General features: G+C 52.2%; 29 protein-coding genes and 1 tRNA gene. 14 read left to right on the top strand and 16 right to left on the bottom strand.

The annotated features are described in order from the left end of the window. Window positions 1-111: 111 nt before the first annotated feature. The 3 genes from IE076_RS11350 to IE076_RS11340 all read left to right on the top strand — a co-directional run bounded on the left by IE076_RS11350 (window position 112) and on the right by IE076_RS11340 (window position 3,139). Window positions 112-1,254 (top strand): anhydro-N-acetylmuramic acid kinase, encoded by a 1,143-nt coding sequence (locus tag IE076_RS11350; protein ID WP_189436870.1) that lies wholly within the window; start codon window positions 112-114, stop codon window positions 1,252-1,254. A gap of 444 nt (window positions 1,255-1,698) precedes the next feature. Next, window positions 1,699-2,475, top strand: a complete 777-nt coding sequence (locus tag IE076_RS11345) for an NAD kinase (protein WP_189436869.1) — start codon at window positions 1,699-1,701, stop codon at window positions 2,473-2,475. A 148-nt stretch (window positions 2,476-2,623) separates the two neighbouring features. Beyond that, complete coding sequence (locus IE076_RS11340) at window positions 2,624-3,139, top strand: Hpt domain-containing protein (RefSeq protein WP_209009040.1); 516 nt, start codon at window positions 2,624-2,626, stop codon at window positions 3,137-3,139. Window positions 3,140-3,161: 22 nt separating this feature from the next. On the opposite strand, the gene IE076_RS11335 is transcribed toward IE076_RS11340, so the two are convergent. Further along, a complete protein-coding gene (locus IE076_RS11335; protein WP_189436867.1) occupies window positions 3,162-4,301 on the bottom strand; it encodes a DUF2336 domain-containing protein in 1,140 nt (379 codons plus the stop codon). Window positions 4,302-4,447: 146 nt separating this feature from the next. Then, window positions 4,448-5,410, bottom strand: coding sequence for a lytic transglycosylase domain-containing protein (locus tag IE076_RS11330; RefSeq protein WP_189436936.1), 963 nt, complete (start codon window positions 5,408-5,410; stop codon window positions 4,448-4,450). 197 nt (window positions 5,411-5,607) lie between these two features. On the opposite strand from IE076_RS11330, the gene IE076_RS11325 reads away from it, so the two are divergent. Then, on the top strand, window positions 5,608-6,291 hold the full coding sequence (locus tag IE076_RS11325) for an aldolase/citrate lyase/malate synthase family protein (RefSeq protein WP_189436866.1): 684 nt from the start codon (window positions 5,608-5,610) through the stop codon (window positions 6,289-6,291). Window positions 6,292-6,337: 46 nt separating this feature from the next. Here IE076_RS11325 and IE076_RS11320 read toward each other — a convergent pair whose 3' ends face one another. Next, window positions 6,338-6,949 (bottom strand): flavin reductase family protein, encoded by a 612-nt coding sequence (locus IE076_RS11320; protein ID WP_189436865.1) that lies wholly within the window; start codon window positions 6,947-6,949, stop codon window positions 6,338-6,340. Between the two features lie 16 nt (window positions 6,950-6,965). Beyond that, window positions 6,966-7,571, bottom strand: a complete 606-nt coding sequence (locus tag IE076_RS11315; protein WP_189436864.1) for a nitroreductase family protein — start codon at window positions 7,569-7,571, stop codon at window positions 6,966-6,968. 258 nt (window positions 7,572-7,829) lie between these two features. On the opposite strand from IE076_RS11315, the gene IE076_RS11310 reads away from it, so the two are divergent. After that, a complete protein-coding gene (locus IE076_RS11310; RefSeq protein WP_189436863.1) occupies window positions 7,830-8,909 on the top strand; it encodes an RgsD C-terminal domain-containing protein in 1,080 nt (359 codons plus the stop codon). A 99-nt stretch (window positions 8,910-9,008) separates the two neighbouring features. Here the strand turns inward: IE076_RS11310 and IE076_RS11305 are convergent, their stop codons facing one another. Both IE076_RS11305 and thrS read right to left on the bottom strand, forming a co-directional pair. Then, window positions 9,009-9,833: a lysophospholipid acyltransferase family protein gene (locus IE076_RS11305; protein ID WP_189436862.1), complete on the bottom strand. Its 825-nt coding sequence runs from the start codon at window positions 9,831-9,833 to the stop codon at window positions 9,009-9,011. A gap of 158 nt (window positions 9,834-9,991) precedes the next feature. Beyond that, window positions 9,992-11,938, bottom strand: coding sequence for a threonine--tRNA ligase (gene thrS, locus IE076_RS11300; protein WP_189436861.1), 1,947 nt, complete (start codon window positions 11,936-11,938; stop codon window positions 9,992-9,994). 310 nt (window positions 11,939-12,248) lie between these two features. On the opposite strand from thrS, the gene IE076_RS11295 reads away from it, so the two are divergent. Then, window positions 12,249-13,589 carry a glycosyltransferase family 4 protein gene (locus IE076_RS11295; protein WP_189436860.1) on the top strand — a complete coding sequence of 447 codons (1,341 nt, stop codon included), beginning with the start codon at window positions 12,249-12,251 and terminating at the stop codon, window positions 13,587-13,589. Here IE076_RS11295 and IE076_RS11290 read toward each other — a convergent pair. Together IE076_RS11290 and IE076_RS11285 are read right to left on the bottom strand one after the other, a co-directional pair. After that, window positions 13,586-14,014, bottom strand: coding sequence for an ASCH domain-containing protein (locus IE076_RS11290; protein ID WP_189436859.1), 429 nt, complete (start codon window positions 14,012-14,014; stop codon window positions 13,586-13,588). The two genes, IE076_RS11295 and IE076_RS11290, sit on opposite strands and share 4 nt — an antisense overlap. Before the next feature lie 40 nt (window positions 14,015-14,054). Further along, a tRNA-Tyr gene (locus tag IE076_RS11285) sits at window positions 14,055-14,139 on the bottom strand. A 350-nt stretch (window positions 14,140-14,489) separates the two neighbouring features. Between IE076_RS11285 and IE076_RS11280 the strand changes: the two genes are divergently transcribed. Next, window positions 14,490-14,789: a hypothetical protein gene (locus IE076_RS11280; RefSeq protein WP_189436858.1), complete on the top strand. Its 300-nt coding sequence runs from the start codon at window positions 14,490-14,492 to the stop codon at window positions 14,787-14,789. Window positions 14,790-14,836: 47 nt separating this feature from the next. Next, a complete protein-coding gene (locus tag IE076_RS11275; protein ID WP_189436857.1) occupies window positions 14,837-15,403 on the top strand; it encodes a hypothetical protein in 567 nt (188 codons plus the stop codon). An 18-nt stretch (window positions 15,404-15,421) separates the two neighbouring features. On the opposite strand, the gene yidD is transcribed toward IE076_RS11275, so the two are convergent. Together yidD and IE076_RS11265 are read right to left on the bottom strand one after the other, a co-directional pair. After that, a complete protein-coding gene (gene yidD / locus IE076_RS11270) occupies window positions 15,422-15,730 on the bottom strand; it encodes a membrane protein insertion efficiency factor YidD (RefSeq protein WP_209009038.1) in 309 nt (102 codons plus the stop codon). 56 nt (window positions 15,731-15,786) lie between these two features. Beyond that, window positions 15,787-16,221, bottom strand: coding sequence for an iron-sulfur cluster assembly scaffold protein (locus IE076_RS11265; RefSeq protein WP_189436855.1), 435 nt, complete (start codon window positions 16,219-16,221; stop codon window positions 15,787-15,789). Between the two features lie 414 nt (window positions 16,222-16,635). Between IE076_RS11265 and folE the strand changes: the two genes are divergently transcribed. The 3 genes from folE to IE076_RS11250 all read left to right on the top strand — a co-directional run bounded on the left by folE (window position 16,636) and on the right by IE076_RS11250 (window position 18,883). Further along, the gene (gene folE / locus IE076_RS11260; protein WP_189436854.1) at window positions 16,636-17,268 is read left to right on the top strand and encodes a GTP cyclohydrolase I FolE; all 633 of its coding nucleotides are present in this window, start codon (window positions 16,636-16,638) and stop codon (window positions 17,266-17,268) included. A 34-nt stretch (window positions 17,269-17,302) separates the two neighbouring features. Continuing rightward, window positions 17,303-17,773, top strand: coding sequence for a phosphoribosyl-AMP cyclohydrolase (gene hisI / locus IE076_RS11255; RefSeq protein ID WP_189436853.1), 471 nt, complete (start codon window positions 17,303-17,305; stop codon window positions 17,771-17,773). A 102-nt stretch (window positions 17,774-17,875) separates the two neighbouring features. Next, window positions 17,876-18,883, top strand: a complete 1,008-nt coding sequence (locus tag IE076_RS11250) for a patatin-like phospholipase family protein (protein WP_189436852.1) — start codon at window positions 17,876-17,878, stop codon at window positions 18,881-18,883. A 113-nt stretch (window positions 18,884-18,996) separates the two neighbouring features. Here IE076_RS11250 and IE076_RS11245 read toward each other — a convergent pair whose 3' ends face one another. Both IE076_RS11245 and IE076_RS11240 read right to left on the bottom strand, forming a co-directional pair. Further along, on the bottom strand, window positions 18,997-19,428 hold the full coding sequence (locus IE076_RS11245) for a CBS domain-containing protein (protein ID WP_189436851.1): 432 nt from the start codon (window positions 19,426-19,428) through the stop codon (window positions 18,997-18,999). A 155-nt stretch (window positions 19,429-19,583) separates the two neighbouring features. After that, complete coding sequence (locus IE076_RS11240) at window positions 19,584-20,360, bottom strand: rhomboid family intramembrane serine protease (protein ID WP_189436850.1); 777 nt, start codon at window positions 20,358-20,360, stop codon at window positions 19,584-19,586. A 464-nt stretch (window positions 20,361-20,824) separates the two neighbouring features. Here IE076_RS11240 and IE076_RS11235 point away from each other — a divergent pair, with 464 nt between their 5' ends. From IE076_RS11235 to IE076_RS11225, 3 genes are all read left to right on the top strand, one after another. Then, window positions 20,825-21,514: a PAS domain-containing protein gene (locus IE076_RS11235; RefSeq protein WP_189436849.1), complete on the top strand. Its 690-nt coding sequence runs from the start codon at window positions 20,825-20,827 to the stop codon at window positions 21,512-21,514. 105 nt (window positions 21,515-21,619) lie between these two features. Further along, window positions 21,620-22,255, top strand: a complete 636-nt coding sequence (locus IE076_RS11230) for a PilZ domain-containing protein (RefSeq protein WP_189436848.1) — start codon at window positions 21,620-21,622, stop codon at window positions 22,253-22,255. A 359-nt stretch (window positions 22,256-22,614) separates the two neighbouring features. After that, the gene (locus tag IE076_RS11225; RefSeq protein ID WP_189436847.1) at window positions 22,615-23,235 is read left to right on the top strand and encodes a transglutaminase-like cysteine peptidase; all 621 of its coding nucleotides are present in this window, start codon (window positions 22,615-22,617) and stop codon (window positions 23,233-23,235) included. A 78-nt stretch (window positions 23,236-23,313) separates the two neighbouring features. Here IE076_RS11225 and IE076_RS11220 read toward each other — a convergent pair whose 3' ends face one another. From IE076_RS11220 to cysE, 4 genes are all read right to left on the bottom strand, one after another. Further along, on the bottom strand, window positions 23,314-23,841 hold the full coding sequence (locus tag IE076_RS11220; protein WP_189436846.1) for a gamma carbonic anhydrase family protein: 528 nt from the start codon (window positions 23,839-23,841) through the stop codon (window positions 23,314-23,316). A gap of 54 nt (window positions 23,842-23,895) precedes the next feature. Beyond that, complete coding sequence (locus IE076_RS11215; RefSeq protein WP_189436845.1) at window positions 23,896-24,210, bottom strand: DUF6949 family protein; 315 nt, start codon at window positions 24,208-24,210, stop codon at window positions 23,896-23,898. A 254-nt stretch (window positions 24,211-24,464) separates the two neighbouring features. Next, a complete protein-coding gene (locus tag IE076_RS11210) occupies window positions 24,465-24,680 on the bottom strand; it encodes a DUF3126 family protein (protein ID WP_189436844.1) in 216 nt (71 codons plus the stop codon). 82 nt (window positions 24,681-24,762) lie between these two features. Continuing rightward, window positions 24,763-25,611, bottom strand: coding sequence for a serine O-acetyltransferase (gene cysE / locus IE076_RS11205; protein ID WP_189436843.1), 849 nt, complete (start codon window positions 25,609-25,611; stop codon window positions 24,763-24,765). Between the last annotated feature and the right edge of the window lie 194 nt (window positions 25,612-25,805).

Here is a 25,805-nt window from a genome sequence, read left to right as displayed (position 1 = left end):
TGGGCACTTCGCAAGCGTTGTTCTTCAAAGGACACCCATTCTTGCAAAACAGCAGCGCCAGCGAGATCATTTCACTTTTAAGTCTACCGGGTTTTGTCAGTGGGGGAATAAATGGCAGCACAATGGTGCATCGGTCTCATGACCGGAACAGTAATGGACGGCAACGTTGATATTGCCATGCTGAAAACCGATGGCGAAACCATCGAGGAGTTCGGACCCTACACACTTGCAAGTTATCCCCCCGAAACCAACCAGCTGATCGCCGAGGCGATGGCAGCAGCGCAGGACTGGAACTTCGCAGGAGAGGAGCCTGAGATTTTTGCACGCGCAGAAAAAGCACTGAGCGAAGGGCAAGCCCACGCCATTTCACAATTCATCGCAAAAAACTCCATTTCAACGCAAACCATCTCCTTAATCGGCTTTCACGGCCAAACCGTCCTGCATCGCGCTCCAAAAGACGGTAAAAAAGGCGCAACACGCCAGCTCGGAGATGGTCAGATCATCGCCGATATGCTTGGCATTCCAGTGATTTACGATTTCAGAACGCAGGATATTGAAGCAGGCGGCCAAGGCGCCCCCCTCGCTGCGATCTACCATCAGGCCCTTTTGCGCAGCGCCGGTCTCTCCGAAGATCCGACGGACACCGCAATTCTCAACCTCGGCGGCGTTGCCAACATCTCCTGGTGGGACGGGCATAACACCCTGATCGCGTTCGACACCGGACCAGCCAACGCCCCCATAAACGACTGGGTCAGTACACATAATCACGGCGACATGGACCGCGACGGCCTCATCGCCGCACGTGGACAAGTAGACGAACCCCGCCTGCAAAATCTCCTCAAACACCCCTACCTGACAGAACCCTTCCCCAAATCCCTCGACCGCAACAGCTTCACCAAAGACATGGCAACCGGCCTTTCTCTGGAAAACGGCGCAGCAACCCTAACCGCCTTTTCCGCTAGCGCAGTTGGTAAAGCTCTGGACATGCTACCAAAACACCCTGCTCGCTTGGTCGCTTGCGGGGGCGGGAGAAAAAACCCACAGCTTTTGAAAGAGATTGAAGCACGGGCAAACGTAAAAATCGTTCCCGCAGAAGAACTTGGCTGGCGCGGTGACGCCGTAGAGGCAGAGTGCTTTGCCTTCCTCGCCGCCAGATGCAACCGCAATCTGCCCATCAGTTTTCCGGGAACCACCGGCGTTCCAACCGCCATGTCAGGCGGTATCAAGGCAGTACCACACCAAAGCACCAACTAGCCGAATAGGAAAAAGGTGGGAGCCTTTGCCGCCGCGCAAACGCTCCCACCATCCCCTTGCTTAAGGTTCAAAAGGTCCTCGATCAAATATCGACAAGAAAAGGTAAGAAGTATACTCCGGTCGCAACATTGTAGCTAATTGATATCACGTAATAATTCCAACCACCTACAACACAACCAACATACTAGAAAGTTATTCGGGCCAAAACCCCCACAAACAACCAATTGAACAACTGTTGCAATTCAGTACCTCGATGTTTATTCGAACACAAACAAGTAGTATTGTGCAAACACACAACACAATACTTAGTGTAACTCGGCAATTTTCACAGCATGAACTGCGCCCATTGGGTCTATTGCCTTGGCAAACAGACGAGAAGCGACATAAAGGTAGTTTGAATTTTCAGAAAGTCATGCTACCTCCTTTTTTAGGGAGGAGCCGTCTTTGAAGAGAAGAACTATCAACCGCATCGCTTTTGTTTCCAGCGACACGCCAGAAGCACTTGCTGCACGCCAAACTCTTGAAAAGATGTACGGATCTGTCTCACAAGATGATGCGGACGTCATTGTCGTGCTCGGTGGTGATGGAGTTATGCTCTCTTGTCTACATAAGTTTATGAACACTGACATGCCCATCTACGGCATGAATCGCGGTTCCGTCGGCTTCCTCATGAATGAGTACAAGACCGAAAACCTGATCGAACGGCTTGAAGAAGCTGAGATAACGCCTCTGCATCCACTCAACATTGAAGCCGTCGACAAGAACGGAAACGAGTTCACTGCCCGCGCAATTAACGAAGTCTCTTTCCTGCGCAAATCCCATCAGGCTGCAAAACTACGCATCTCAGTTGATGGACGCGTCCGTATGGAGGAGCTGGCGTGTGATGGTATTATTATTTCTACGCCCCAGGGCAGCACAGCTTACAACCTGTCCGCTCACGGACCCATTCTGCCAATCGACTCGCCCCTGATGGCACTTACGCCCATCAGCGCTTTCCGCCCAAGACGCTGGCGCGGCGCCCTGCTGTCTACGCAAAACACTGTGAAGATTGAGGTACTTGAGGCAGACAAACGCCCTGTGAACGCAGCAGCTGATCACCGCGAGTTCCGCGATGTTATCAGCACTACCATCTATCAGGACGCCACAGCCCATAGCTGCATCATGTTTGATCATGAACACAGCTGGGACGAACGTATCCTCTCCGAGATGTTTAAGTATTGAGCAACAGCCTATTCATAAGGCAATCTTGACCCAATCTGCCATAAGACACAGGTTCGGCTGCGATTACCGATAAAATCGTTAGATATTATTGCGAATTCGAAATATAATCGCCGCCACAAGAATGCAGGCTCAGGAATTGCGCAGAACAATGGCTTTTTCATCCAGTTCAGACAAACCTTCTCAGGAACACATCCGCGTTCCGAATGACCTTTCCAAGAAGGTGCGGAAACTAACTGCCGTTGAAGCCGCCAAGTTCGATCCAGTCAAAGCTGCCGAAGAAGCCGTCCAAAAGCTCTCCGACAAATTTGAAAGCTGGATGGGCACTGAAGTCGACTCCCTGAAAAAAGCCAATCAGGCCGCGCAAACCTCTGACTTTGCAGAAGAAGGCTACGACGCCCTGTTCCGCTGCGCACATGACATCAAAGGTCAGGCCGAAACACTCGGCTTCCCGCTGGTGGGCCGCGTCGCAAACAATCTGACACTGCTGCTCGTCGCTGCCAAAGAACAAGAGACCTACCCAAAGGAACTCATCTCTCAGCACGTGGATGCGATCAACGCGATGATTTCTGAAGACGCCAGAGACGACACAAATCAGCTGGGCGTTACATTGGTCGAACGCCTGGAAGAAGCCAGCGAACCACTCACACAGCGCAGCGACAGTTAATTGGAAAATCCTGCTGGTAAGATTAAGCCACGTCGCTCATCATCAAAGCAACACGGGTTCGCGCACTTTCACGCGCGGCTTCGTTGGAAAGCCGATGTAGCAGATCCTGTAGATCGCCCAGATCCTCGATACCCAGATCATCTTCAAGCGCAATCAGATCAGCGACAACCAGCCGGGACTTAGACCAGTGGTCGATCTCCATCGTCTCAACCCGCTGCCAGCTGGCGATACACTCCTGAAACAGCGCATGCGTGCGAACCGGCAAACCCGCTGCTGACAAAATGCGAGGCAGCACCGCTCCGAACGGGCTTGCAAGCGCATCAAACACCTGCTCTTGATCATACTCCGACAGTCGTGCCAGAGAGCTGGTCAGCAAGTTAAAGCAACCGGTTACGGCAGCACGCAGCAACAAGACACTCGTCATCTGAGCGGACACCACCAGATGTTCCACAAGGCCGGGAAGCTCCCTATCAGATGCGCTCCATGCCAATGAGATGGTGGACCGGTCCTGCGCATCAGCCACCAACTGCTCAGGTGCCCGCATATTCCGAGCCCCAAGTACCTGCGGATGATCGCGAAGGCTTTCCGTGTATCGGCGCAGCATCATATGGCGGGTTTGCAGAGGAACATCATCACGAGACATCAGCGCATCTTTAACATCGCGGCTCCCACCAAACCGCCCGACAATACGCTCCATACTGCTGGATGTGATTTGCGCAGTATTATTGGCCAACAAAGCAACGCAAGCCTCTTCGCAAGCAACCTCGCAAATGGCTGCAGATAGGCTCACGGAGATTTCCGCGCGGCTGGCAACAGCCACGCAGCGGTCAGCGGACCCCGTCGCAACAAGGTCAACCAGCTCGCCCTCGGGAATAGTCGTAAAACCTGAAAGCAAGGGCAGCGCGACTTCGTCCTCATCAACCAGCAAAGCAGAAAGAATGTGGGCAGGCACAACCCATACAGCGCCAAAGACCTCGGCAAGAGCAACTCGGACCGCAACGTCATGATCATCCAGCAGGAACGTCAGCGCCGCCTCCGCCTCCTCACGCTCAGAACCATCAAGATCAGAATAAAGGAAGGCACGTGCCAAAGCACCAGCTGCCTGTGCGCGACTTCCACTTGGCGCATACTGCACCCAATGTAGGAAACTCTTGATGATCATGGTACCCAGAAACCTGTATCCACCAACTACTGGTAGAAATAATTAATTATAATTCTTAAGGCTTCGTTCACCGCATCAGCAGTTTCGGAAAATAGTTCAATTTTTAATTGCATGGGGAAGCGAGAACCAGCTGCAAACCTGAGGCTCTAAACCTTCTTGCTGAGCGATTTTCCGCTGGCCTGGCCTGGCGCTAAAAACTTCGTCAGATCTAACGGAGCCCCGGAAGGACGCGCAACAGGTTTGGGAGCAACAAACTGCTGACTAATGGATTCCTGCAGCTCAACGCCAGACCGCTTCGCATCACTCACAGCTCTGGAAGCAGCCACAGCCGCTGGTTCATCCGTCCGGAACAGAGACTGGAACGGCTGCTCCACTTTATCAGCGGTTGTAGAACGCCATGCCGTCAGGATACGGCTTTCAACGCGGTGACTGTCAATCGGCTTGGAAATCGGCCCCTTACGGTATCCAACAGCCGGACGCTCAGCTCCAGCGATTGTCTCGTTGAATTGACCAACCAACCGACCATGAACGTCGCCAACAGTCCGCGCCTGCCCGTCACCACTGAAGAACACAGCCTTATTGGCCCGGGCCTGCAGTGGAAACAAATCTGCCGCTGGATGTTCAGGCCTGTCCTGCACCGCATTCAAAAGCCGCAGACTGCCATTCACTCCAAGAAAATGCGCAAGATACAGCTCACCTGCAGACGGATCACGCCCCAGATTTGAGTAGAGGCCGGAAGCGTTGTCCTTAGCCAGAGCACCAGCCACAAGCGCGGAAACTTCAGGATCATGGCGCAGATCCAAAATCTGCTTCTTCAGGTGATTGTTATCTACCCGGTACTTGCCACCCGCATCTACGCGAATATGTTGGGCGTAATCTTCAAGCCCCAATTCCTCGCCATTCTTCTTGAGGGTCTCAAGCCAGGTGCTTTCAATGAACTGAAACAAACCTGAGGCAGAGGAGGTTTTAGCCTTAGCATTGGGATCAAAAGAAGATTCACGGGCAGCAGCTTGCAAGAGGAAATCAAAGGACGTACCAGTTTTGGAACTGGCCTTGTGAAAAGCCAACTCAATACGCCCAGCAATAGAAGGATCGCCCGCAACCTTCACCAAAATTTGCCCCTATAATATAGCTAATTAATATGACTTAATATAAATTAATAATTGGTTAATAGTTTATTTACCAGCACTGAAATCACTGAGTTATTTTAACTCATAGTTTTTGATTCATTGTAAAGCCTCGCATATCCCGCTCTAAACCGGTTATGCATTACACTGCTATCTCAGAATGGATCGGGAGAGAACCAATGAACTGCTTGTTGACCATGACGAGCTCAACATTTGACCAGCTCAAAGAGCTGCAAACACTGCAGCCCCTTTCCCTCGCGATCCAGCCTGAAAAACCCGTCAACAAGCTGGAGCCATACGGCGCTCAACTTAGTCTGTCACAACTGGCTAAGCACCACCACATCTATCTGGTGCTGCATGAGCCCTCCGAACACACGATCCTGTCAGTGCTCAGCCCCTACGCAAAAATTGGCGTAAGCGGTGTCATACCCACGTTCATCAAGTCCCGCGCGGACATTGAGCGTCTGCACGCAATCCTATCCGTGTCTGAAGCAGAGCACGCGCTGCAAGATGGAAGCATGAAGATCATTCCTGAACTCGGCAGATACCCTTCAGCATTTCACAAGCTCGTCAATCTCTCCGGTGTCAGTACACGGCTAACGGCTCTGACATGGAACGAAGAGGCGCTCACACTCGCACTTGGGGCAAAGCGCTCCAGAGACGACAAGGGCGCCCTGCTGCCACCGTTTCAGCATGCACAAACACAAATCCTGTTTATAGCAAAGTCCGCTCACCTATTCGCGATGGATGCAGCACCTGTCACGCCTGCCGGGCCCGGAAAATCGGCAGGCTTTGGATTTAACGGCATGGCCGCAAACACACTTGAAGAAGCGCGCCAGATCCAGCAGGTGTTTCCCGCATAAACACTAAGGAATGCCGAATAAGAAACGGGCGCCGAAGCGCCCACAATCATGACTTTTCCGGTGGGGCCGGTCGTTTCATCTGGAAAACTTCGTTGACCACCGAGTAATCCATGTACCCCAGCCGGGCAAGCGGCTTCATTTTCGCCACATTCAGCAATCCATTTTCGAGTACACTTTCGTCTATGTGCACACCAACCACCTGGCCTAAGATAAGCCAGGTTTCAGTCTCATTTCTGTCAAGATCGGTCAGACGCTGAACATTGAGAAGCTTGCATTCCAGCGCCGTTTTTGCTTCCAGAACACGCGGAGCTTTGACCAAATTGGAAGCAATGGGAGTCAGCCCGGAAAGCTGAAATTCGTCCACATCAGAACCAACCATTGCAGAGGATCGGTTCATAGCCTCCGCCAGATCTATTGTAGCCTGATTACACACGAACTCGCCGGTCTCTTCGATATTGCGAACAGAATCCTTGTACCCAGTAGACCCGAACGCCACCATGGGAGGCGCGTCGCAAACCGCATTAAAGAAGCTGTAGGGTGCCAGATTACGCTGGCCACTACTGGAGACGGTCGAAACCCAGCCAATCGGACGCGGCGCTACGATCGCTTTGAATGGATTGTGGGGCAACCCATGCGGCTTATTTGCTTCATAAAACATATACTTGCCTCAGATCCTATGCATCGGCGCCGGCAGGAGTGTTCTTAAAATATTCGGTCAGTTGGGCTACATCAGGCCGCGGCCGGTCCTTAGGTACCACGCTCGGGCTACCGATATGAATGAAACCTGCAAACCGCTCACCGTCACGCGCACCAAGATAGGCTGCTGCCTCAGCATCAAACGCATACCACTCGGTCAGCCACTGCCCTACAAATCCCATGGAAAAACAAGCGTTAAGCAGCGAGATACAAACCGCACCGACCGCCAGCTCCTGCTCCCAGACAGGGACTTTGTGTTCCCGGTTTGGGGAGGACAGAACCCCAATAACCAGAGGCGCACGCGAGAAGCGTTCCAGTTCCATCGCTTTGGTATTCTCGCCAAGCGGCCCCTGCCGTTTCTCTGCGATGTCAGCAAGCTCCACGCCGATCGCCTCAGCCTGTGAACTATCGTAGATAACAAACCGCCAAGGAGAAATTTTTCCGTGATCGGGAACACGGCACGCCATTTCAAGCAGCTCGGAAATCTGGGCTTGATCAGGACCGGGATGCATGAGTGTTGCCGCTAAGTGGGAGCGACGGGTTTTTAGAAAACTTTTCAGTTCAGGGAGGTCTTTAGTTTCCACGGTCTCAATTCTTTTCAGGATTTCAACGTTTAAAGCTAAGCAATAGTCCTATACAGAATATCAACTGTGTCAATTAAAGGATGGCACTGCCCTATTGTTGACACATTCATTACCAATCCCCAGCCCACTCTTTAAAAATTTATAAAACACTTCCAAAACACAGTTTGTCACTGTAATCTAATTTTATCGATCGGGTGTCGGTTTTGTATTTACTGTCGCACACGGGTAACACTTTCTGAACTAGCAGCGAGAGCAAACGTGAAGTTAGAGCGGATATCAACGTTCAACAAAGCACTACAACGCGCAGCAGCCGCAACAGCTCTTTTAGCTGGGCTGTCTTTGCTTGGAAACGCAGCTCAGGCCGCAGGTCCTATCCCTGTTGCCAAGCCAGCATTGCCGTTCTCCAAAGAAGTGTTGGATCTGTCTGCAAAGCCAAACGCCGCCTCTCCTATCAGTTATGATCCACTCAGTGGATATCAAGGGCAATCTCTCGCCCCAACGATGGGCACCAGCTTTCTGCCATACGCCCCACCGTCTGTGAGCGCAGAGCGGGCGCCAGTGGGCGCCAAGCCTGTCCTTTACCTTGTGGCAAAACTGGCTGAAGGCACGCCCAACCTTACACGCGGCCTGAAATGGCGCGTCTATTCTTCCAAGGAAAATGAGGACGGTTCTTTAAATCTGGTCGCCTCCTCTCAGGATCAGGACGCGGAGTTCCGCCTCGATCCGGGCACCTATCTGGTGCATACCTCATTCGGCAAAGTCACAGCAACCACCCGCTATGAGCTTAAGAGCGGCGTAAAGACCGGCACCATCATCCTGAACGCAGGTGGCATTCGTCTGGACGCGGCCCTCGGCAACGAGCAGAAGATGCCCCGCGAGGATGTACGGTTCAACGTCTACGACATGACATATGATGCAACGGGCAACCGTAGCGTCATCGCTTCCGGCGTCAAAGCGGGCGAACTTGTTCCTGTCAGCGCAGGCACCTACCACGTGGAGAGCCGCTACGGAGACGTCAATGCCGTCGTACGCGCAGACATCCACGTCCAGGCAGGCAAACTGACAGAGGCAACCCTCTACCATCAGGCAGGCAACATCACACTGAAGCTGGTAAGCGCGAAGAACAAGACCTCTCTGGCAAACACCTCATGGACTATCCTGTCTCCGGGCGGAGATACAGTGGCCAGCGGCAATGGCGCATTCCTTGACCTGACACTTGCTGCCGGCACCTACACAGTCATGGCACGTAACAAAGGTGAGATGTACCGCGACGAGTTCACCGTGAGCCCAAGCGTAAACAACGTGGAAGTCGAAGTGCTTGCACAAAACCCGCTGTAAGCCAACCGCTCACCGCACACGACAAAGGCGCCATGAAAGGCGCCTTTTTTATTTGCTGAGCTATTCATCATGGAACAACCCATAGGCAGCGAAAGGGCCTCAGGTCTTCCCACGCTCCTGCAGGTCCATCACAGCAGACTGAAGCTGATCCATCATCTCCCGTTTGCACTTCGCCCCTTCAATATCCTCAAAGCGGATGGGCTTACCTATCCTTGCAAGGATTGTCTGGCCAAGTATTGTCCTGAACTCACGCATCAGCAATGACACACGCAAGCTCAGCGAGAAGCGACTGACCAGATGAAACAACAGGGAGTTCTGTCCCTCAAAGTAAACCGGTAAAACCGTCGCCCGCGCACTCCGGATAAGTTTGGCACTGAAGGTCTTCCACGGCAACTCTTCCGCGCGGCCAAACACTTTGGAAGCTGTCGCAACACCACCACTCGGGAAGATCACAATCGTTACCCCTTCCCCCAGAAGTTTGAGCGCCTCTTGCCGTGTTTTCAGGTTGGTGTGCAGCGCCTCTTCCGTTTCATCAAAATCCACGGGCAGCGCAATAGGCCTGACCTCAGGAACCTTCAGCAGTTCCTTATTGATAAGTATGCGGTAAGGACGCTTCAATTGCTCTGCAAGCGAGAGGATCGCAATGCCGTCAGCAATCCCGTAAGGGTGGTTCGCAATCAAAACCAGCGGCTCATCATCCCGTACAGCTGGCGGCCAGCTATACCCGGAGCAGGAGACACGCAGATCAACGAGATCGAGCAAGTTACGCCATTGCGCGTGATCAGACTCAGCAACGCTTTCACGCCAGGCTTCATAATATCCCAGCAGCTTCTTCCTGCCAGAAAGTCCTTCAACACTGCGAATGAACCATCTCTTGAGGAGAGGATGATCGTCATTGGCATAACTCAATTCCGCGTAGTTCACTGCTAACCTCACTTCGCCCAGGTTATTTTGCTTAGGGGCTGACCTGTCTAAGATATCTCAAATTTGCATAAAGTTTTGGCGACAGTGAGATCGCAAAGAAAAAGGCTGGCAGCACAAACGCGCTGCCAGCCTTCAAAATTTCACGTAATCTGTAAAGATTAGGACGCCTGTTCCTTCAGGTCTGGTGCTGTTGCTTCCTCTGTAAGGCTTGCAACGGCCTCATCCAAAGTCATAGATGTCTGAGCACGTGAACCAAGGCGACGGATGCTAACTGTCTTCTCTTCCGCTTCGCGCTTACCAACTGCAATGATCACCGGGATCTTGGCATGGGAGTGCTCACGAACCTTGTAGTTGATCTTCTCATTGCGAAGATCCAGCTCACCACGCAGCCCAGCTTTCTTCAGTGCCGCATGCACCTCTTTTGCATAATCATCAGCATCAGAGGTGATCGCAGCAACAACGAAGTGCTGAGGCGTCAGCCATAGTGGGAAGTGACCTGCAAAGTTCTCAATAAGGATGCCCAGGAAGCGCTCCAGAGAACCACAGATCGCACGGTGGATCATGACCGGCTGCTTCTTTTCGCCGTCGCTATCGACATAGAACGCACCAAAACGCTCTGGCAAGGTGAAGTCTACCTGCGTGGTACCACACTGCCACTCACGACCAATCGCGTCGCGCAGGGTGTACTCAAACTTAGGACCGTAGAACGCCCCTTCGCCTTCCAGGATGCCAGTCTTGATCTTGCCTCCAGAGTTCGCTTCAATCTCTTTCAGCACTTCCGCCATAACAGCTTCAGCGTGATCCCAGACCTCATCAGAACCAACACGCTTTTCAGGACGGGTTGAGAGCTTCACAACGATCTCTTCAAAACCGAAGTCCTTGTAAACGGACAGGATCAGATCATTGATCTTGTGACATTCCGCAGCCATCTGCTCTTCAGTACAGAAGATGTGTGCATCATCTTGAGTGAACGCACGAACGCGCATCAAACCGTGCAACGCACCCGATGGCTCATAGCGGGAAACTGCACCAAACTCAGCCATACGCAGTGGCAAATCACGATAGGACTTCAAGCCATGCTTGAAGATCTGCACGTGCCCCGGACAGTTCATCGGCTTGATCGCAAAAACGCGGTGGTCTTCGGTCTCGGTCGCGAACATGTTCTCACGGTACCATTCCCAGTGACCGGAAGTCTCCCAGAGAGCTTTGTCCAGAATCTGCGGTGCGTTCACTTCCTGATAGTCATCTTCAAGACGGCGACGCATGTAATTCGTCAGGTTCTGGAACAGCTGCCAGCCCTTGTGGTGCCAGAAGACAACACCCGGACCTTCCTCTTGAAAATGATACAGATCCATCTCGCGGCCCAGCTTACGGTGGTCGCGCTTTTCAGCTTCCTCAAGCATATGGAGGTAAGCCTTCAGATCTTTCTCATTCGACCAGGCAGTGCCGTAGATACGGGTCAGCATTTCGTTATTTGCATCACCGCGCCAGTAGGCACCAGCAACTTTCATCAGTTTGAAAGCCTGACCGACCTGACCAGTAGACGCCATGTGCGGCCCACGGCAAAGATCAAGCCAGTCACCCTGCTTGTAGATCTTTACGCTCTCATCCTCAGGGATCGCGTCAACCAGTTCAACCTTGTAGTCTTCCCCTTTGGCAGCAAAGTATTCCTTTGCTTCGTTGCGGCTCCAGACCTCTTTGGTGAACTTGGCATTCCGCTGAATGATCTGCTGCATCTTCTTTTCGATTTTCGGCAGATCTTCAGTGGTAAAAGGCGTATCGCGCTTGAAGTCGTAGTAAAAGCCGTTCTCGATAACAGGGCCGATCGTCACCTGGGTATCAGGCCACAGCTCCTGCACAGCTTCCGCCATCACGTGCGCCGCGTCGTGGCGGATCAATTCCAGCGCACGTGGATCATCACGGGTTACGATTTCAATCGCAGCATTCGTTTCAATAGGATCAGAAAGATCCCGCAGCGCACCGTCAACAGCAACGGCAACAGCTTTCTTCAAGAGAGATTTGGAAATGCTCCCTGCAACATCGGCGCCGGTGGCACCAGCGTCATATTCGCGAACGGATTCGTCAGGGAAGGTAAATTGCAGCATATCAAGTCTCCAGCTCACTCCTGCAAACAAGGCAGGTAAGCGGTTTGGTGTTAATCATGAAGAGCCTGAATAACCAATTCTCTCTCAGGCGTCCAGACGAAATTCAGGGTGCCCACCTCGGTTTTCAGCAGCTGCATACGCCTCATCGACAGGTTACACACCTTGAATTGTGACGGGCTAACAAGGGGTAAGCGCCGGTTTGGCTAGATATTAGCTCAGAGGCTCCGCATACTGCCCGCCAGAGCAGGATTCGTAGTCACCACCACAAGGAATGCATGACACACACTATCCCAGCTGTCAGGAGCTAAGCATGAAGACGCCAAAGCCAAAGCTCTATTTTGATTTAACCACCTTGAGGCAGAACCGTTCCACCTCATTGCAGGCCAACGGCGTCACCAGAACGCTCTATGAAACCGCCAAGCGCTTTTATCAGGACGACATCCACGTCACATTCATCTGCCATCACGTGAGGAAGAATGAATACGTGAACGTCAAGGCAGAAGCCCTATTTGCCTCTGAGGAACTGGATCCGACCCTCCTACCGAACTTGCTCGGCGCTCCCGTAAAGAAATTCCACTCGGAAAAATACAGGAAGCGTAAGCTCAAAGGCCTGTTTCACAAAGTAAGGCACGCCCTGAAATTCAAAGCGAACCAGAGCGCAGGCGCTTATGATGGCGCAGCATTAGGCAAACCACTCAAAAACATCGACGCCCCCTTCCTCTCACTCGGCAATCTGGAAGAGGCAAGGCACCTGACGGAATATGTAAAGAGCCGCGCGCCCTATGTGCCCGTCTATGTGATGATCCATGACATCTCACCTCTCCGCCTCAATGATTTTGAAGAGGATCTTGGCGCAAAGCTCTGGCTGGAGCATCTGAGACGAACCGTCACCACAAGGCCGCACGTTCTTGCAAACTCGGAATACACAAGGAACGACCTTCTGGCGTTCCTTGCCGAGCAGAAGCTCCCCTCCCCGCAAAGCACAAGCATCGTTCATCTTGCACATGAGTTTCAGGAGAAGCAGCCAGTCTCCCCGTTGCGGCATCGCCCCACGAACGGCTTTTTTCTGCTACTGGGAGATATTCGGTATCGCAAAAACGCCAAATTGGCCTTTGAGGCCTACCTTCGCATCCTGAACCAGTATCCGGACGCTGAACTCCCACAGCTCGTGTGCGCAGGCGCAATTCCAAACGGCGCGTTCTCCAGCCTCAACAAAGATGAAAGATACACGTCCATCGGCAAATACGTGACGATCGTCCATTCTCCAACTCAAGCCGAGCTTACCGCTCTTTATATGGAAGCGATTGCACTTATTTATCCCAGCTTGTTTGAAGGATACGGCCTCCCCGTTGGCGAAGCTCTCTGGATGGGAACACCCGTATTGGCTTCCAATGCAACATCCATTCCGGAAGTCGGCGGCGCGCATTGCCATTACTTTGACCCACACAACGCGCAGGAGCTGGCAGGCTTAATCCTGTCTGCACTGAAATCAAAAGAAACTTTGCGCGCAGAACTGCCCACACGCGCAGAGCTTCGGCGATGGAAAGATGTCGAGCTGGATATCTGGCAGATTATTCAAAGCAACAGCACGCCAACGGACAAACGCCCGCCTGGATCGCAAAGTAGAGTGCGGAAACTGGAGGAGATTTAGTTCGGCTTAGGTTCCGCCTGATCGCGCTTGAAGATCTTCACCAGCTGGAAGTACTCACAAACCAGCTTCATGTCAGGAGAGAAAACACCATTACGCTCGAAATAGTCGCGGTGCGCGTCCCGCCAGAACTCAAGACTAAGGTCTCCCTCGCCTTCCAGCACGGCCCAAACCTCATCAATCTCATTGAACTGGCGCACATCAACCGTAACCAACTCGATGACACAGGCTGCCTGCCCCTTACCATCCACCACAACAAACTGATCACCCGGCTGAGGCAGCGGTTCACCTTCTTTTTCAAAGGAGAGCAGGTCACTGCAGGTTGCCGTTTTTGTTCCATTCAGAACAAGCTCAAGCAACTTGTCAGCCAGATCAGGGCTGTCGCCAAAGGCAAAACTAGGAAGATGTTCGAAGTCCTGTGAAGACATGCGCGTCCACCGTAACGAATTGATTTCATAAAAGGAAAGGTGGTGGAGGAGGTTGGATTCGAACCAACGTAGGCATAGCCAGCGGATTTACAGTCCGCCCCCTTTAGCCACTCGGGCACTCCTCCGTCGCATTGGCCAAGTTGGCCGCGCCGTGTGAGGACGGGTTATCTTCATTTGGGGCCCTCTTGTCAACGCCCCGTTTGAAAATTCGATTGAAAAACATAGGAAAAACCCTTTTTCATCGCCAATCTGTGAACAACACACCGTAGCATAGGTTTTTCCTACGCATTTTCACGTGACTGCTTCCCAAAAAGTTTCACGCATTCCGACACCGGAAAGTAGCATTTTATTAAGCCAAGGACCGGGAACCACCACTGGTTTCTGGCAGCACTTCTACATTAAGCCATTATCTTTAAATGAAATTATGAGTTTCTATTGTGGAATGGACACACGATAACCATCACAAGGCATCCAAATGAGCAGGCAAACGATTTTATCTTATCTTCTGGTCGCCGGACTAGTCTTCGCGTCCGTATCACCGCCTGCCTTTGCTCAAATTGCCGTAGAGCCGTCACTCGGATCAACCGATAGCGACGAACCAGATCCCCGTGAGGAACAGAGCGACCCCTCCATGATGGATGACACGTCGAATTTCGAAATGAGCCCGGCACCGCAGATCCCTTCCCCCTCTGCCATGAATGAAGAGCCGGAAATCAAAGAGGAAGAGCAACCTTCGGAAGACGAAAATAGCTTCTGGTCGCGTTTTCTTCCCTAAACCTCTTCTCCACTCACAAAACGGTTGGGTTGAAACAGGATACCACAATGAAAACCATAGCAATCCTGAGTGCTAGCGCAATGTTCCTGATCCAGTCAGCCGGTCTGACAGGAGCGCAGCTGCACGCCCAGAGCGCTGGCGATGGCCCGCCTGTTCCGGTAAGCAAAAACCTTGACAGCGACGTCAGCACACTCGCGCAAGCAGACAACGACACCACTTCTCCTGATCAGGCGTCAGAACCATGGCTCGGCAAATCACTGAGTTTCGCATGGTCGGCAATGAAGGAAGGCGCAGGCACCGTGGAGGAAAAATTTACAGCCTTCATTTGCGACACGGAAGCCCTCGCCTGGAACACAACCTCGGAACTTGGCAGAAGCAAAGGCTCGGCTAGATACACCGTGCAGCAGGTCACACCAGACGTCATTCAGATCTCATGGAAGGATGATCCGCAGGAATCCAATCTGGGCTGGATCTGGACACTGGACACCACCAGCGGTAAGGCATACGGCGTGGTGGTGAACTCACAGCCCTACGAGAACCTCTCCATCATGGGTGAGTTTGCAATTCTCCCGGTGCCAACCGAGGAACAACAAACTAACTTCGCCTGCCCCTAACAATTGCAGGCACAGCCACTAGTCTTTCAAGTCAAAACGGGTCTTGGGATCAATATGATCACCAGTCCAGTGCCCGTAGCGCCAGGGCAGATACCATCTTGAATTCTCGGGCAGACGCACCGGAACAGGGTCATATCCACTCGCCCCGTACGGATTGCAACGCACGATCCGTGATAGACCGACCCAACCACCACGCCAAAAACCAAACTGCGCCATAGCCTGAGCGGTATAATGAGAGCAGGACGGCTGATAGCGACAGGCTCGCCCCAATATCAAAGACAAACTGTGCTGGTAGATCCAGATAAGCCCGATCCCGAAGCGCGCCATCAAACTGGTAGACCTATGAGATGGGAGCGGTTCACGCTTACACATTGCAAAATGCCTTAAGCAACTTCAGCTTCAACATCATCAAGCGCCTTCACCAAAGCCTCAAACGCAAGCATGGTTGATGCATGACGCGCCTTGTAGTCACGCACTGGTTCTAAGAAAGACAGGTCTGCAAAGCGCCCAGTTGGCGGCGGGCCATTCTCCTTCAGCATCGCATAAAGCTGTGCGTAGGCGTCCCGCACTTCAGCGGGTGTGGCACCAATCACATGCTGCCCCAAAATAGACGCAGATGCCTGCCCTAGCGCACATGCTTTGACGTCCTGCGCAAAAGAAGAGATTAGACCATCGGCTAGACAGACCTCTACACTCACCGTCGAACCACACAGTCGCGAGTGCGCTTTCGCCTGAGCCTGCGGGGCATCAAGATGTCCCAAGAGAGGAATATTCCCTGCAAACTCAAGGATCTTACTATTGTAAATGTCGTCCAACATGCAAAACTCTGGCTACTATTTAGAAATCTGCTTCTTAACCTAAAGCGATCTTGGCTCACTCTAATAAGGGAAGACCCTTTCCTAACCAAGACAACTATCTTATATAGGGGCTGCTGCCGAGACCTTGCTAGAGGTCAAAAGCGGAATATCGCAATCTAGCACACATTACCTAGAAGAAACCATAGGCGCCAATTCATTGGCTATCTAAACGGGTTGTCGCAGTATATACCCTGCGCCATACTCCTATCTCCTAAGGTAAAGCCTAGATTTGCGTATCACAATGGGAAGAGCCTGAACGTAAAACAGGCCAACGAAATTAGTTGTTGCGCAGGAACCTATGGCGGGTTCAGTGTTTTTTTAAGAGAAGTATGTTCTGAATGACACTCATCGCCTGCGTATTGTTGGAGACATAATATGGACGCTGTTTTGAGACCGGTTACGCAAACCGATCCCACGGCTACAGAAGACAACAAGCTCCCCAACCGCCCTAGCCGGGCTGAAGCTGAGGCTGCTGCGCGCGTACTTCTCCAATGGATTGGCGACGATCCTGAGCGTGAAGGCTTGCTGGATACCCCAAAGCGCGTCATCAAAGCCTACGAAGATCTTTTCTCTGGTTACAAGGAAGATCCTCGCGAGCATCTGGAACGTACTTTTGAAGAAGTCGGTGGATACAACGATATCGTTCTGCTGAAAGATATCTCTTTCACCTCATTCTGTGAGCATCACGTGCTGCCGTTTACAGGCAAAGCACACATTGCCTACTATCCGGATCACGCTGTGGTGGGGCTTTCCAAGATCGCGCGGGTTGTAGAAATCTACGCACGCCGTCTTCAGACACAGGAACACCTGACCGTTCAGATCGCAACGGCATTGGAAAATTATCTGGCTCCTCGTGGCGTTGCCGTCATGATCGAAGCCGAGCACCAGTGCATGTCCATGCGCGGTATTCAAAAGCAGGGTGTATCAACACTCACCAACCGGTTCTCCGGCGTTTTTGAAGATAACGTGTCCGAGCAGGTTCGCTTTATGACAATGGTCCGTTCGTAGTTACGGGCCATTCACTGGAAAATTCGAGCATTTCATGTCAACGAATATAAAAGCCGACGGCTTCGCGCCGCGTGCTGACAAAAATACGGTTGAGCTGGGCGATGAACTCTGCCCGAAATTTGATGAACACGGCCTGATTGCAGCAGCTGTCACTGATTTCGAAACCGGCGAGCTACTCATGGTGGGGTACATGAACGCCGAGAGCCTGCGCCGCACAATCGAAACAGGCGAAGCTTGGTACTGGAGCCGCTCCCGTCAGGAATACTGGAAGAAGGGTGGCACGTCAGGTCAGGTGCAGGAAGTCCTCGAAATCCGTACGGATTGCGATCAGGACGCCATCTGGCTCCGCGTCAAAGTCCACGGCAACGGTGCAACCTGCCACGTCGGATACCGCTCGTGTTTCTTCCGCAAAGTGAACTCAAACAACAGCGGCGAAGTCTGGCTTGAAAAGGCTGAAGCTGCTCCGGTTTATGACCCCCAAGAAGTCTACGGGAATAAACCCTAGGTTTAACTTCGCCCTGATTCAGTCTTTTTATAGGTTTAAGCCCCATAGTTACCTTAGGGTAATATGGACTGATCTGACCTGAAGACAACCGGGGAGAAGCCAGTGCTGCAAAATCTCAGTCTGTGGCCAAACAGCAAACAACCCGTTGAAACAGAGCCTGAAACACCTGTCGCCATTCCAGAACCGGAGATAACACCCGGTATTGGTTTGGCACTTGGTGGCGGGGCAGCCCGCGGCTGGGCCCACATTGGCGTTCTGAAAGCGCTGTCGGAAGCCGGCATTCAGCTGGACTTCATCGCAGGCACGTCAATTGGCGCAGTCGTCGGCGGTTGTTATCTATGCGGCAAGCTCGATCAACTGGAAGAATGGGTTCTCTCCCTCTCCCGCCGCCGCGTCTTCAGCATGGTCGACCTCTCTTTTGGTGGCTCCGGCCTCATCTCCGGCAAAAAGCTACTGGCCTTGTTCGAAGACCACTTCGGCGGGATCATGATCGAAGACCTCGATCGCCCGTTTGCAGCGGTCGCAACCGAGCTTGGGACCGGTCACGAAATCTGGCTCAAGAAGGGCCTGCTCACACAAGCCCTGCGCTGCTCCACCTCGCTTCCCGGTGTTTTCGAACCGGTCGCATATGGAGGCCGCTGGCTGGTCGACGGCGCGTTGGTCAACCCGATCCCTGTCTCGGTCTGCCGGGCCATGGGTGCAAGAGCCGTCATCGCAATCAACCTGAACTCCGACACCTTTGGGCGCGGATCCACTGTGGTGCATGAGCTTCCGCCGATCCCCAAAGACATGATCCCGGAGATTGGCAACCAGCTCCAAAACGAGCCAGGCGGCCCCATTAAGCGCATGTTGCGTCGTCAGATCTTTGGCACAAAGCCAAGAGGGTTGCCCGGCATCTCTGGCGTCATGATGGACAGCTACAACATCATTCAGGACCGGATTGGCCGCTCACGGCTCGCCGGAGATCCTCCGGATTCAATCCTGACACTTCGCCTGTCCCATTTGGGGTTGTTCGATTTCCACCGCGGTGAAGAAGCAATTCGCGTAGGGTATGAAACCACCTGCCGCGCACTCCCCGACATTAAACAGCTGGCGGAAATACGGCCATAACAATAACCTGGAAATCACGCTGTGATCCCACTCATTTATTGTGATGTTTGGGAGGGGTGCCCTGATGCAATCAGGGCTGCTGTGCTTTGACAGCACAGCAGCAAACTATCAGCTCAAACAGCCTGAATATAGTTCCGCATATCATCCGCCTCGCGTTCAACCTGGGCAATTCGGAACTTCACGATATCACCGATTGAAACAAGACCGACAAGCTTGCCGTCTTCCACCACAGGCATGTGACGGAACCGTCCTTCGGTCATGCGCGCCATAACACCGTTCACGGAATCCGTCTCATTGCAAACGGCGACTTCTTTCGTCATGTATTCGCTAACAGGTTGCGCAAGCGAGTCCGGTCCTTCCATCGCAATCGCCCGTACCACGTCACGCTCCGACGCAATCCCAACAATTACACCCGGTTCATCACAAAGCACAATCGCACCGATACGCCGTCCTCCAAGGCTTGCGCATATCTCGCTCAAACTACGTGTGCTAGGCTCCGTATAAACATCCCGCCCTTTGCTGTTTAATATGGCAGCAACTGTCATGGCGACCTCCTCGTTTGCTATGCCAACCTTCTTCTCATGAAAAAAGAGGAAGAGAACAAATCTAACCCAACGGTATCATGACACAAAAAAACGATGCTTGCCTAGTCACCAACTCACGTGCTGTTAACATATGTAGTTAGCTGACTACTAAACTTCTAAGTTCTACGAGCTTTAATCGGATCCAGCAGCGGGAACAAAATCAGACCAGCGATGAACCCGCCCACGTGTGCTTGCCATGCAATATTTGCTCCCTCACCTGCAATTGGCGCCGACCAGATACCAAAGAGGGCGTTCAGTCCAAACCAAACCAGCATGAAGGTAAGGACGCGGCTGTCACTTAGCGCCTCCATCAACGGACGTGCAGGCACGGAGTACGCCACACTATCATGCCGCCGGAACGCACTCATCGGCCCCCCGGCCTCAAAGATAAAGCGCAGTGACGCCGCCATCTGTCCTGAAACAGCCGCAGAAGCACCAATCACCGGAATGCTCTGTCCCCAATTGGTGGCAAGGTGGGCTCCGGCTCCGGCAATAGCGCAAATCGCAGAAAGCAGCAGAAAACGCATCGCACCAAAACGGCGCGCCACAGCACTTCCGAACACAGCCATCCAGAGAATGTTGAAACCAATGTGCTGAGCGCTACCATGCAAAAAGCCATAGGTCAGGAAACTCCAGACCGCTGAAAAGCTCTCTCCCGGCCAGGAATACTGCGCTGAAAAATCACTCACATAGCGGACCGGCCAGAAGGCAAACAATAAAAGGGTTTGCAGTTCAGCATCTGACGACAAAACATAAACGCGAACTAGATGTATCCCAATAAAGATCAGAGAAAGTCCGACAACCACAGGCGGCAGATTGAACATCGGCTCCCGCACTGGTCTTTGAACGTAGGGATCGCGAGGCACCTGATGGTCTTCATTGGATTGGTTCATTTCACTACAGATCCGAAAGTTGTTGTCCCATTTTGAACTAGGTCAACTTGGCACAGTTCGCAAGGTTTACAACACTATGTAAGGATCAATTGAAAACAATAAACCGCCAGCACTCCCCCCAGTGCCAGCGGTTTTTTGGAGCATCTCCCTGTTTGGCTTGGTGTTTCCCAAATTTGCAGCAGCATAAAAGCGCTGAAGTCTCAGGTTTTCTGCCAAAAAACAGCTCAATTTTCAGGGCCTCAAACTCTGCGGCGAGGCATCTGCAAACAAGATGATATATGTCCGCACGAACGACAACCTAAACCTTTTGTTAAGGTTAATATTTTACTAAAATCTTATACATTTCCGTATTTGGCATGATCCCTGCTTATTCCCTACCATAGACCAGCGGATAGTTAAAGTTGTCCATAAAATGGACACTACCCCCTGGGAAGCCCAATAAGCGGAGTGGGGAAGGTAGGAACATGAAGCACGGCGCATCACGCATACTCTTTGAATATTGGGACGAAATTCGCGCCGCGCGTCCGGCACCAGAGCGCGGCGACATTCAACCCTCGGCAATCAAGAGTGTTCTGGGTGATACCTTTATTCTGGAACTGACACATCAAAACAGTTTCCGCTTCCGCCTTGCAGGCACAAGACTGTGTTCCCTGTTTTGCCGCGAGCTGAAGGGCCGCAGTTTCCTTGATGGCTGGGACGAAAAGGACCAGCAAGCAGTAACCGCCATGCTCTCCGCAATCACACAGGACGGCGCAGCAGCGGTAATCAGCTTCAACGGCACAACGGAGCTGGGCCAATCCGTGGATCTGGAGCTTCTGCTGCTCCCCATCCGTGTCCAGGGCGAAGGCTGCACACGCATCCTTGGCTGCATGGCCCCACTTAAACGCCCGTTCTGGCTTGGCGTACAGGCCATTTCCAAACAAAAAATCAACAGTCTGCGCCTGATTTGGCCGGACGAAGACGCCCCTCTTTTCAGTGATGATAAAGACTACGTCCCACACTTTGGCACACCAACCCATCGAACAGTTGGCCCAATGGAACCAAGGGTCAGCCGCGGAACACACCAAACTCCTAGGGCCGCAGCCAAGACCGTCAGCATTCCAAACAGCAGACAAGTCGGACACCTTAGAGTTGTTGATGGCGGCAAAATATAACCTGCCCAGCCCTCTCTGAGTTACCGTTCTGTTAACCTTGTATTCCTAGGGTGAGAGCCGAATTTCTTATTAGTCAATAATCGCGTATTCGGGATCCCTAGAAAAATGGCAGGGCGCACAGCGACCAACAGAATCGCTGCACTGGCAGCAAAAGAACCTGATAGACGCCGTTTTTCTCGCGTTGAAATCAACGTGCTGGGTCGGTTCATGCTAGAGAACCGACGCGAATATCCCTGTCAGGTGATCAATATGTCACCCGGCAGTGCGGCCTTGGTTTCTCCCGTTATCGGTGAAGTCGGCGAACGTGTTGTTGCCTATCTCGATCACATTGGCCGTGTCGAAGGTCAGATCACGCGCGAAATCGATGGCGGTTTTGCGATGACGATTAATGCAAGCTCCCGTAAGCGCGACAAGCTGGCTTCCATCCTGACCTGGCTGGCAAACAAAGACGAACTCAATTTGCCGGAAGACCGCAGATTTGACCGCTTCGTGCCAAAGAACCCACTAACCAGAATGATACTGGAGGACGGACGGGAGTACGCCTGCCGCATCGTCGATGTCTCACTTTCAGGCGCAGCCCTTAAGACAGATGTGCGTCCGGCCATGGGCACGCCAGTTACACTCGGCAAGATGCGCGCACGGGTCGTCCGTCACTTTGACGGCGGTATTGCACTTGAGTTCGCCGCCATCCAGAACCAGGAACTGCTGGAGCACCAGATCTCCACCACGGAAGAGCGCTAAATCATAAACGCACTGATTCTCGTTTTCTCAGTGGCAAAACATCAGAAGTTCGACAAGGTCGCGAAAAAATTTCTTCGACAAGAATTACATGCATCAAGCACAAACATGCGCGATTTCTGTTTAATTAATTGTATTTAAACCATAAACTTCGCACCGCGTATCATTTGAAAACTCCGGTTTTCTGCGGCCACTCATTTTAATTAGAATTTTAATTAAATTTAATCTGTATTTTATTTGATATTGATTTAACTACAATTCAAATTCTAATTTAATTTGATTAAATACTACCTCTAAAGCTTATAACCAAATAAAAGCACAGGTCTGAAAGTGGAGCCAGCCAAGATTGGAGGGCACGACTTGTGTTTGAGTATCAGCTGGTCACAAAAAGTCTTTTGGGTCTCGTATTGAGTGGATTGCTCAGCCTGTCTCACGCGAATGCGGAGCAGGTTCCAGGACGTTTTATGCCAGTGACCGGTCAAACCAGCGCCCCTGTTGGTCATGTCGAATTTTGCCAGAATTACCCAGAGCAGTGCCGCTATAGCGCCACCACGCCGCTTGTTGTCCGCTTGAACAAAGAGCGCTGGCAGGAACTGTTGGATGTCAACGCCTCTGTCAATACGCAGGTTCGCCCCTTCACAGATGCGCAACTCTTCGGCGTGCCAGAATATTGGACGTATCCTCAAGGCGCCGGTGATTGTGAGGAGTATGTTCTTGAAAAGCAGCGTCAGCTTATCTCTCTGGGATGGCCCCCGAGCGCGCTGCTCATCACGGTCGTCAAAGATCTGAACAATGGTGGTCATGCAGTCCTGAGCGTACGCACCGATCAGGGAGATCTTATTCTCGACAATCAGATCTCTTCAATCTTGCCGTGGTATTCAACCCCATATCGTTATGTAAAACGACAGTCCGCCCACCACGCATCAGCATGGTCGGCGATTTCCGACAAGCGCATCACCACAGTGGCAAGCATTCCGGATTAAGCCATCCAAAATCGGGATAAGAAAAAAGCCACGGAGTAACCCCGCAGCTTCTTTGTTCTTGAAGTAGGCCCACGGCCACTAGATCTCAACCAACTGGTCTTTGAAGCGCTTCGCATTCATCACATAGCCATCTGCTGAGCGGATAAGCATCGCTTGTGCGTTTTCATCCAGCTCGCGCACAACCTTGCCCGGCATGCCAACCACCAGCGAGCCGTCGGGAATGACCTTACCTTCTGGAACAAGCGCGTTAGCACCAATAATGCAGCCCTTGCCAATCCTCGCGCCGTTCAGGATCGTCGCCCCCATACCAATCAGCGAGCCTTCCCCAACCGTACATCCGTGCAAGATCGCCTTATGACCAACCGTACAGTTCGGCCCCACAACAAGCGGATACCCAAGGTCCGTGTGTAACACAGACCCGTCCTGTATGTTGGACCGTGCGCCAATATGAATGAGCTCATTATCACCGCGCAAAACGGCACCAAACCAAACACTGGCCTCTTCATCCAGCTGTATATGGCCTATCAAACTGGCACATGGCGCAACCCAATAGTTTCCGCTTTCCGGAACCTTGGGGCTTCTGTCTCCAAGCTTATAAAAAGGCACAGGACTCTCCTAGACTGACAAACCAAATCCCGGTCAATCTAGCATAGGGCTTGTTTAGAGTGCCAAGAGAAAACTTAGGACAAAAGTACCGGAAAGAATGCTCCACATAGCCGCCAGCCCTCCCGCAGCCGCCAGCATCTTGGGGCTAAACGTTTCCCGGTAATACCCCTGGATCGCATTGCGCATGAAAATGAACGGGCCCGCAACGAGCCACAGGCCAACCACGATAAGCAAGGAAGCAGGTCCCGTCATCTCCGCAAAAAATCGCGGAGGCTCCCCCGTCACCAAATGATAGAAACTACCCAAAACACCTGCAGCCACAAAACCAGAAGACGCTACAAATGCAGCAACAAACAACTCGCCCAGCATGCACTCCCCTTTCAGCTGGCTCCCCCCAGCTCAAACCCGTTACAGTGCAGTTGAAAGCAATTCCTGTGCCGCCCGCTATCCTCACTTAACCTATTGATAGAAATTACCTTTTGAAACGGAATGGCAAATTAGCGAGGGTACACGGCCCTCAGCCCCGTTTCAAATGAGGACACTCACACCCTCCAAGTCTCATTTTGATGCAAAAAGGGCCCCGAAACGGAGCCCTTCAAATCTCGCTGATTTTGCGTAGAGCCTCAGAGGCCTTCCACGTCGATATCAAGGATAGCCATCTGGAAGTTCCAGCTCAGTTCGCCATCTTCATCGTCGCGGAAAATAACGCCGAGAAACTCATCATTGATATAAACTTCTGCAGAGTCATCTTTACGAGGACGCGCGCGCACTTCAAGTTCTGGCGACTTGAAAGTGTTGCGCATGTAGGTTTGCACCTTACGAATTTCATCAGGCTTCACAGCCGTCTCCTTACCGGTTTTGCTTCAAACTTGGGGCACAAACTATACAAGTTTCTCCGCGTGCCAACCCTCGGAAATCAGCTTATCCTTGTTTGTTTTGCGAGGAAAGTCCTTGACCTTGACCCAACATCTGATCCATGGCCCGAGCGGGCTGGTCGCAACCAGCTTCTCCAACAACCTTAGCAGGAACACCCGCCACTGTGGTGCATGGCTCAACGTCTTTCAAGACGACAGATCCGGCAGCAATGCGCGAGCACCGCCCTATTTCCAGATTGCCGAGGATCTTGGCACCGGCACCGATAAGAACACCCTGACGGATCTTCGGATGACGATCACCGGAAGCCTTGCCGGTCCCGCCAAGCGTAACACCTTGCAAGATGGAGACATCATCTTCAATAACGGCAGTTCCACCAATCACGATACCAGTACCATGATCGAAGAAGACACCACGCCCCATCGGAACCTGCGGATGAATGTCCATCTGGAACACTTCAGAACTGCGGCTTTGAAGGTAAAGCGCAAAGTCCTCACGTCCCCGCTCCCACAGCCAGTTTGCCAACCGGTGCGTCTGCAGCGCGTGGAAGCCCTTGAAATACAGCAGAGGCTCCAGGAACCGCGCGCACACAGGGTCACGATCAAAAACAGCAGAGAGATCAACGCGGAACGCCTGAGTAATCTCAGGGGCCTGTTCCAGCGCATCCAGATAGGTCTGACGAATAAGAGAAGAGGAAACAACCACATGGCCCAACCGGTCAGCCACACGATGAACGATCGCTTCTTCCAAAGAAGAATGGTTTAGCACCGTCTCGTACACAAAAGACGCGAGCGCAGGCTCTGAGCTGGCCATAGCCTGAGCCTCGGCCTTAACACGATCCCAAACTGGATCATGCGACGCGAGCTCTTTAGGGCTACTTGAAGAAAATTGCACCATAAAAGAATGTTCCTTTATAGAGAGGATCTATTCAAACCTACATAGGTGCTGGTTGTATCAAACCCAACCCCACCTACTCACAATGACTGATCCGCCTATAGTACATCACGCAGTATTGCCATTAGAGAAAGTATGTACCAAACCCACCCACATAAATAGAAAGTGAAACTACTTTCATATCAGACCACCAAATC

Source organism: Pseudovibrio japonicus, assembly GCF_014651595.1.
GTDB lineage: Bacteria > Pseudomonadota > Alphaproteobacteria > Rhizobiales > Stappiaceae > Pseudovibrio > Pseudovibrio japonicus.
This window is presented reverse-complemented; position numbering and strand designations above follow the sequence as displayed.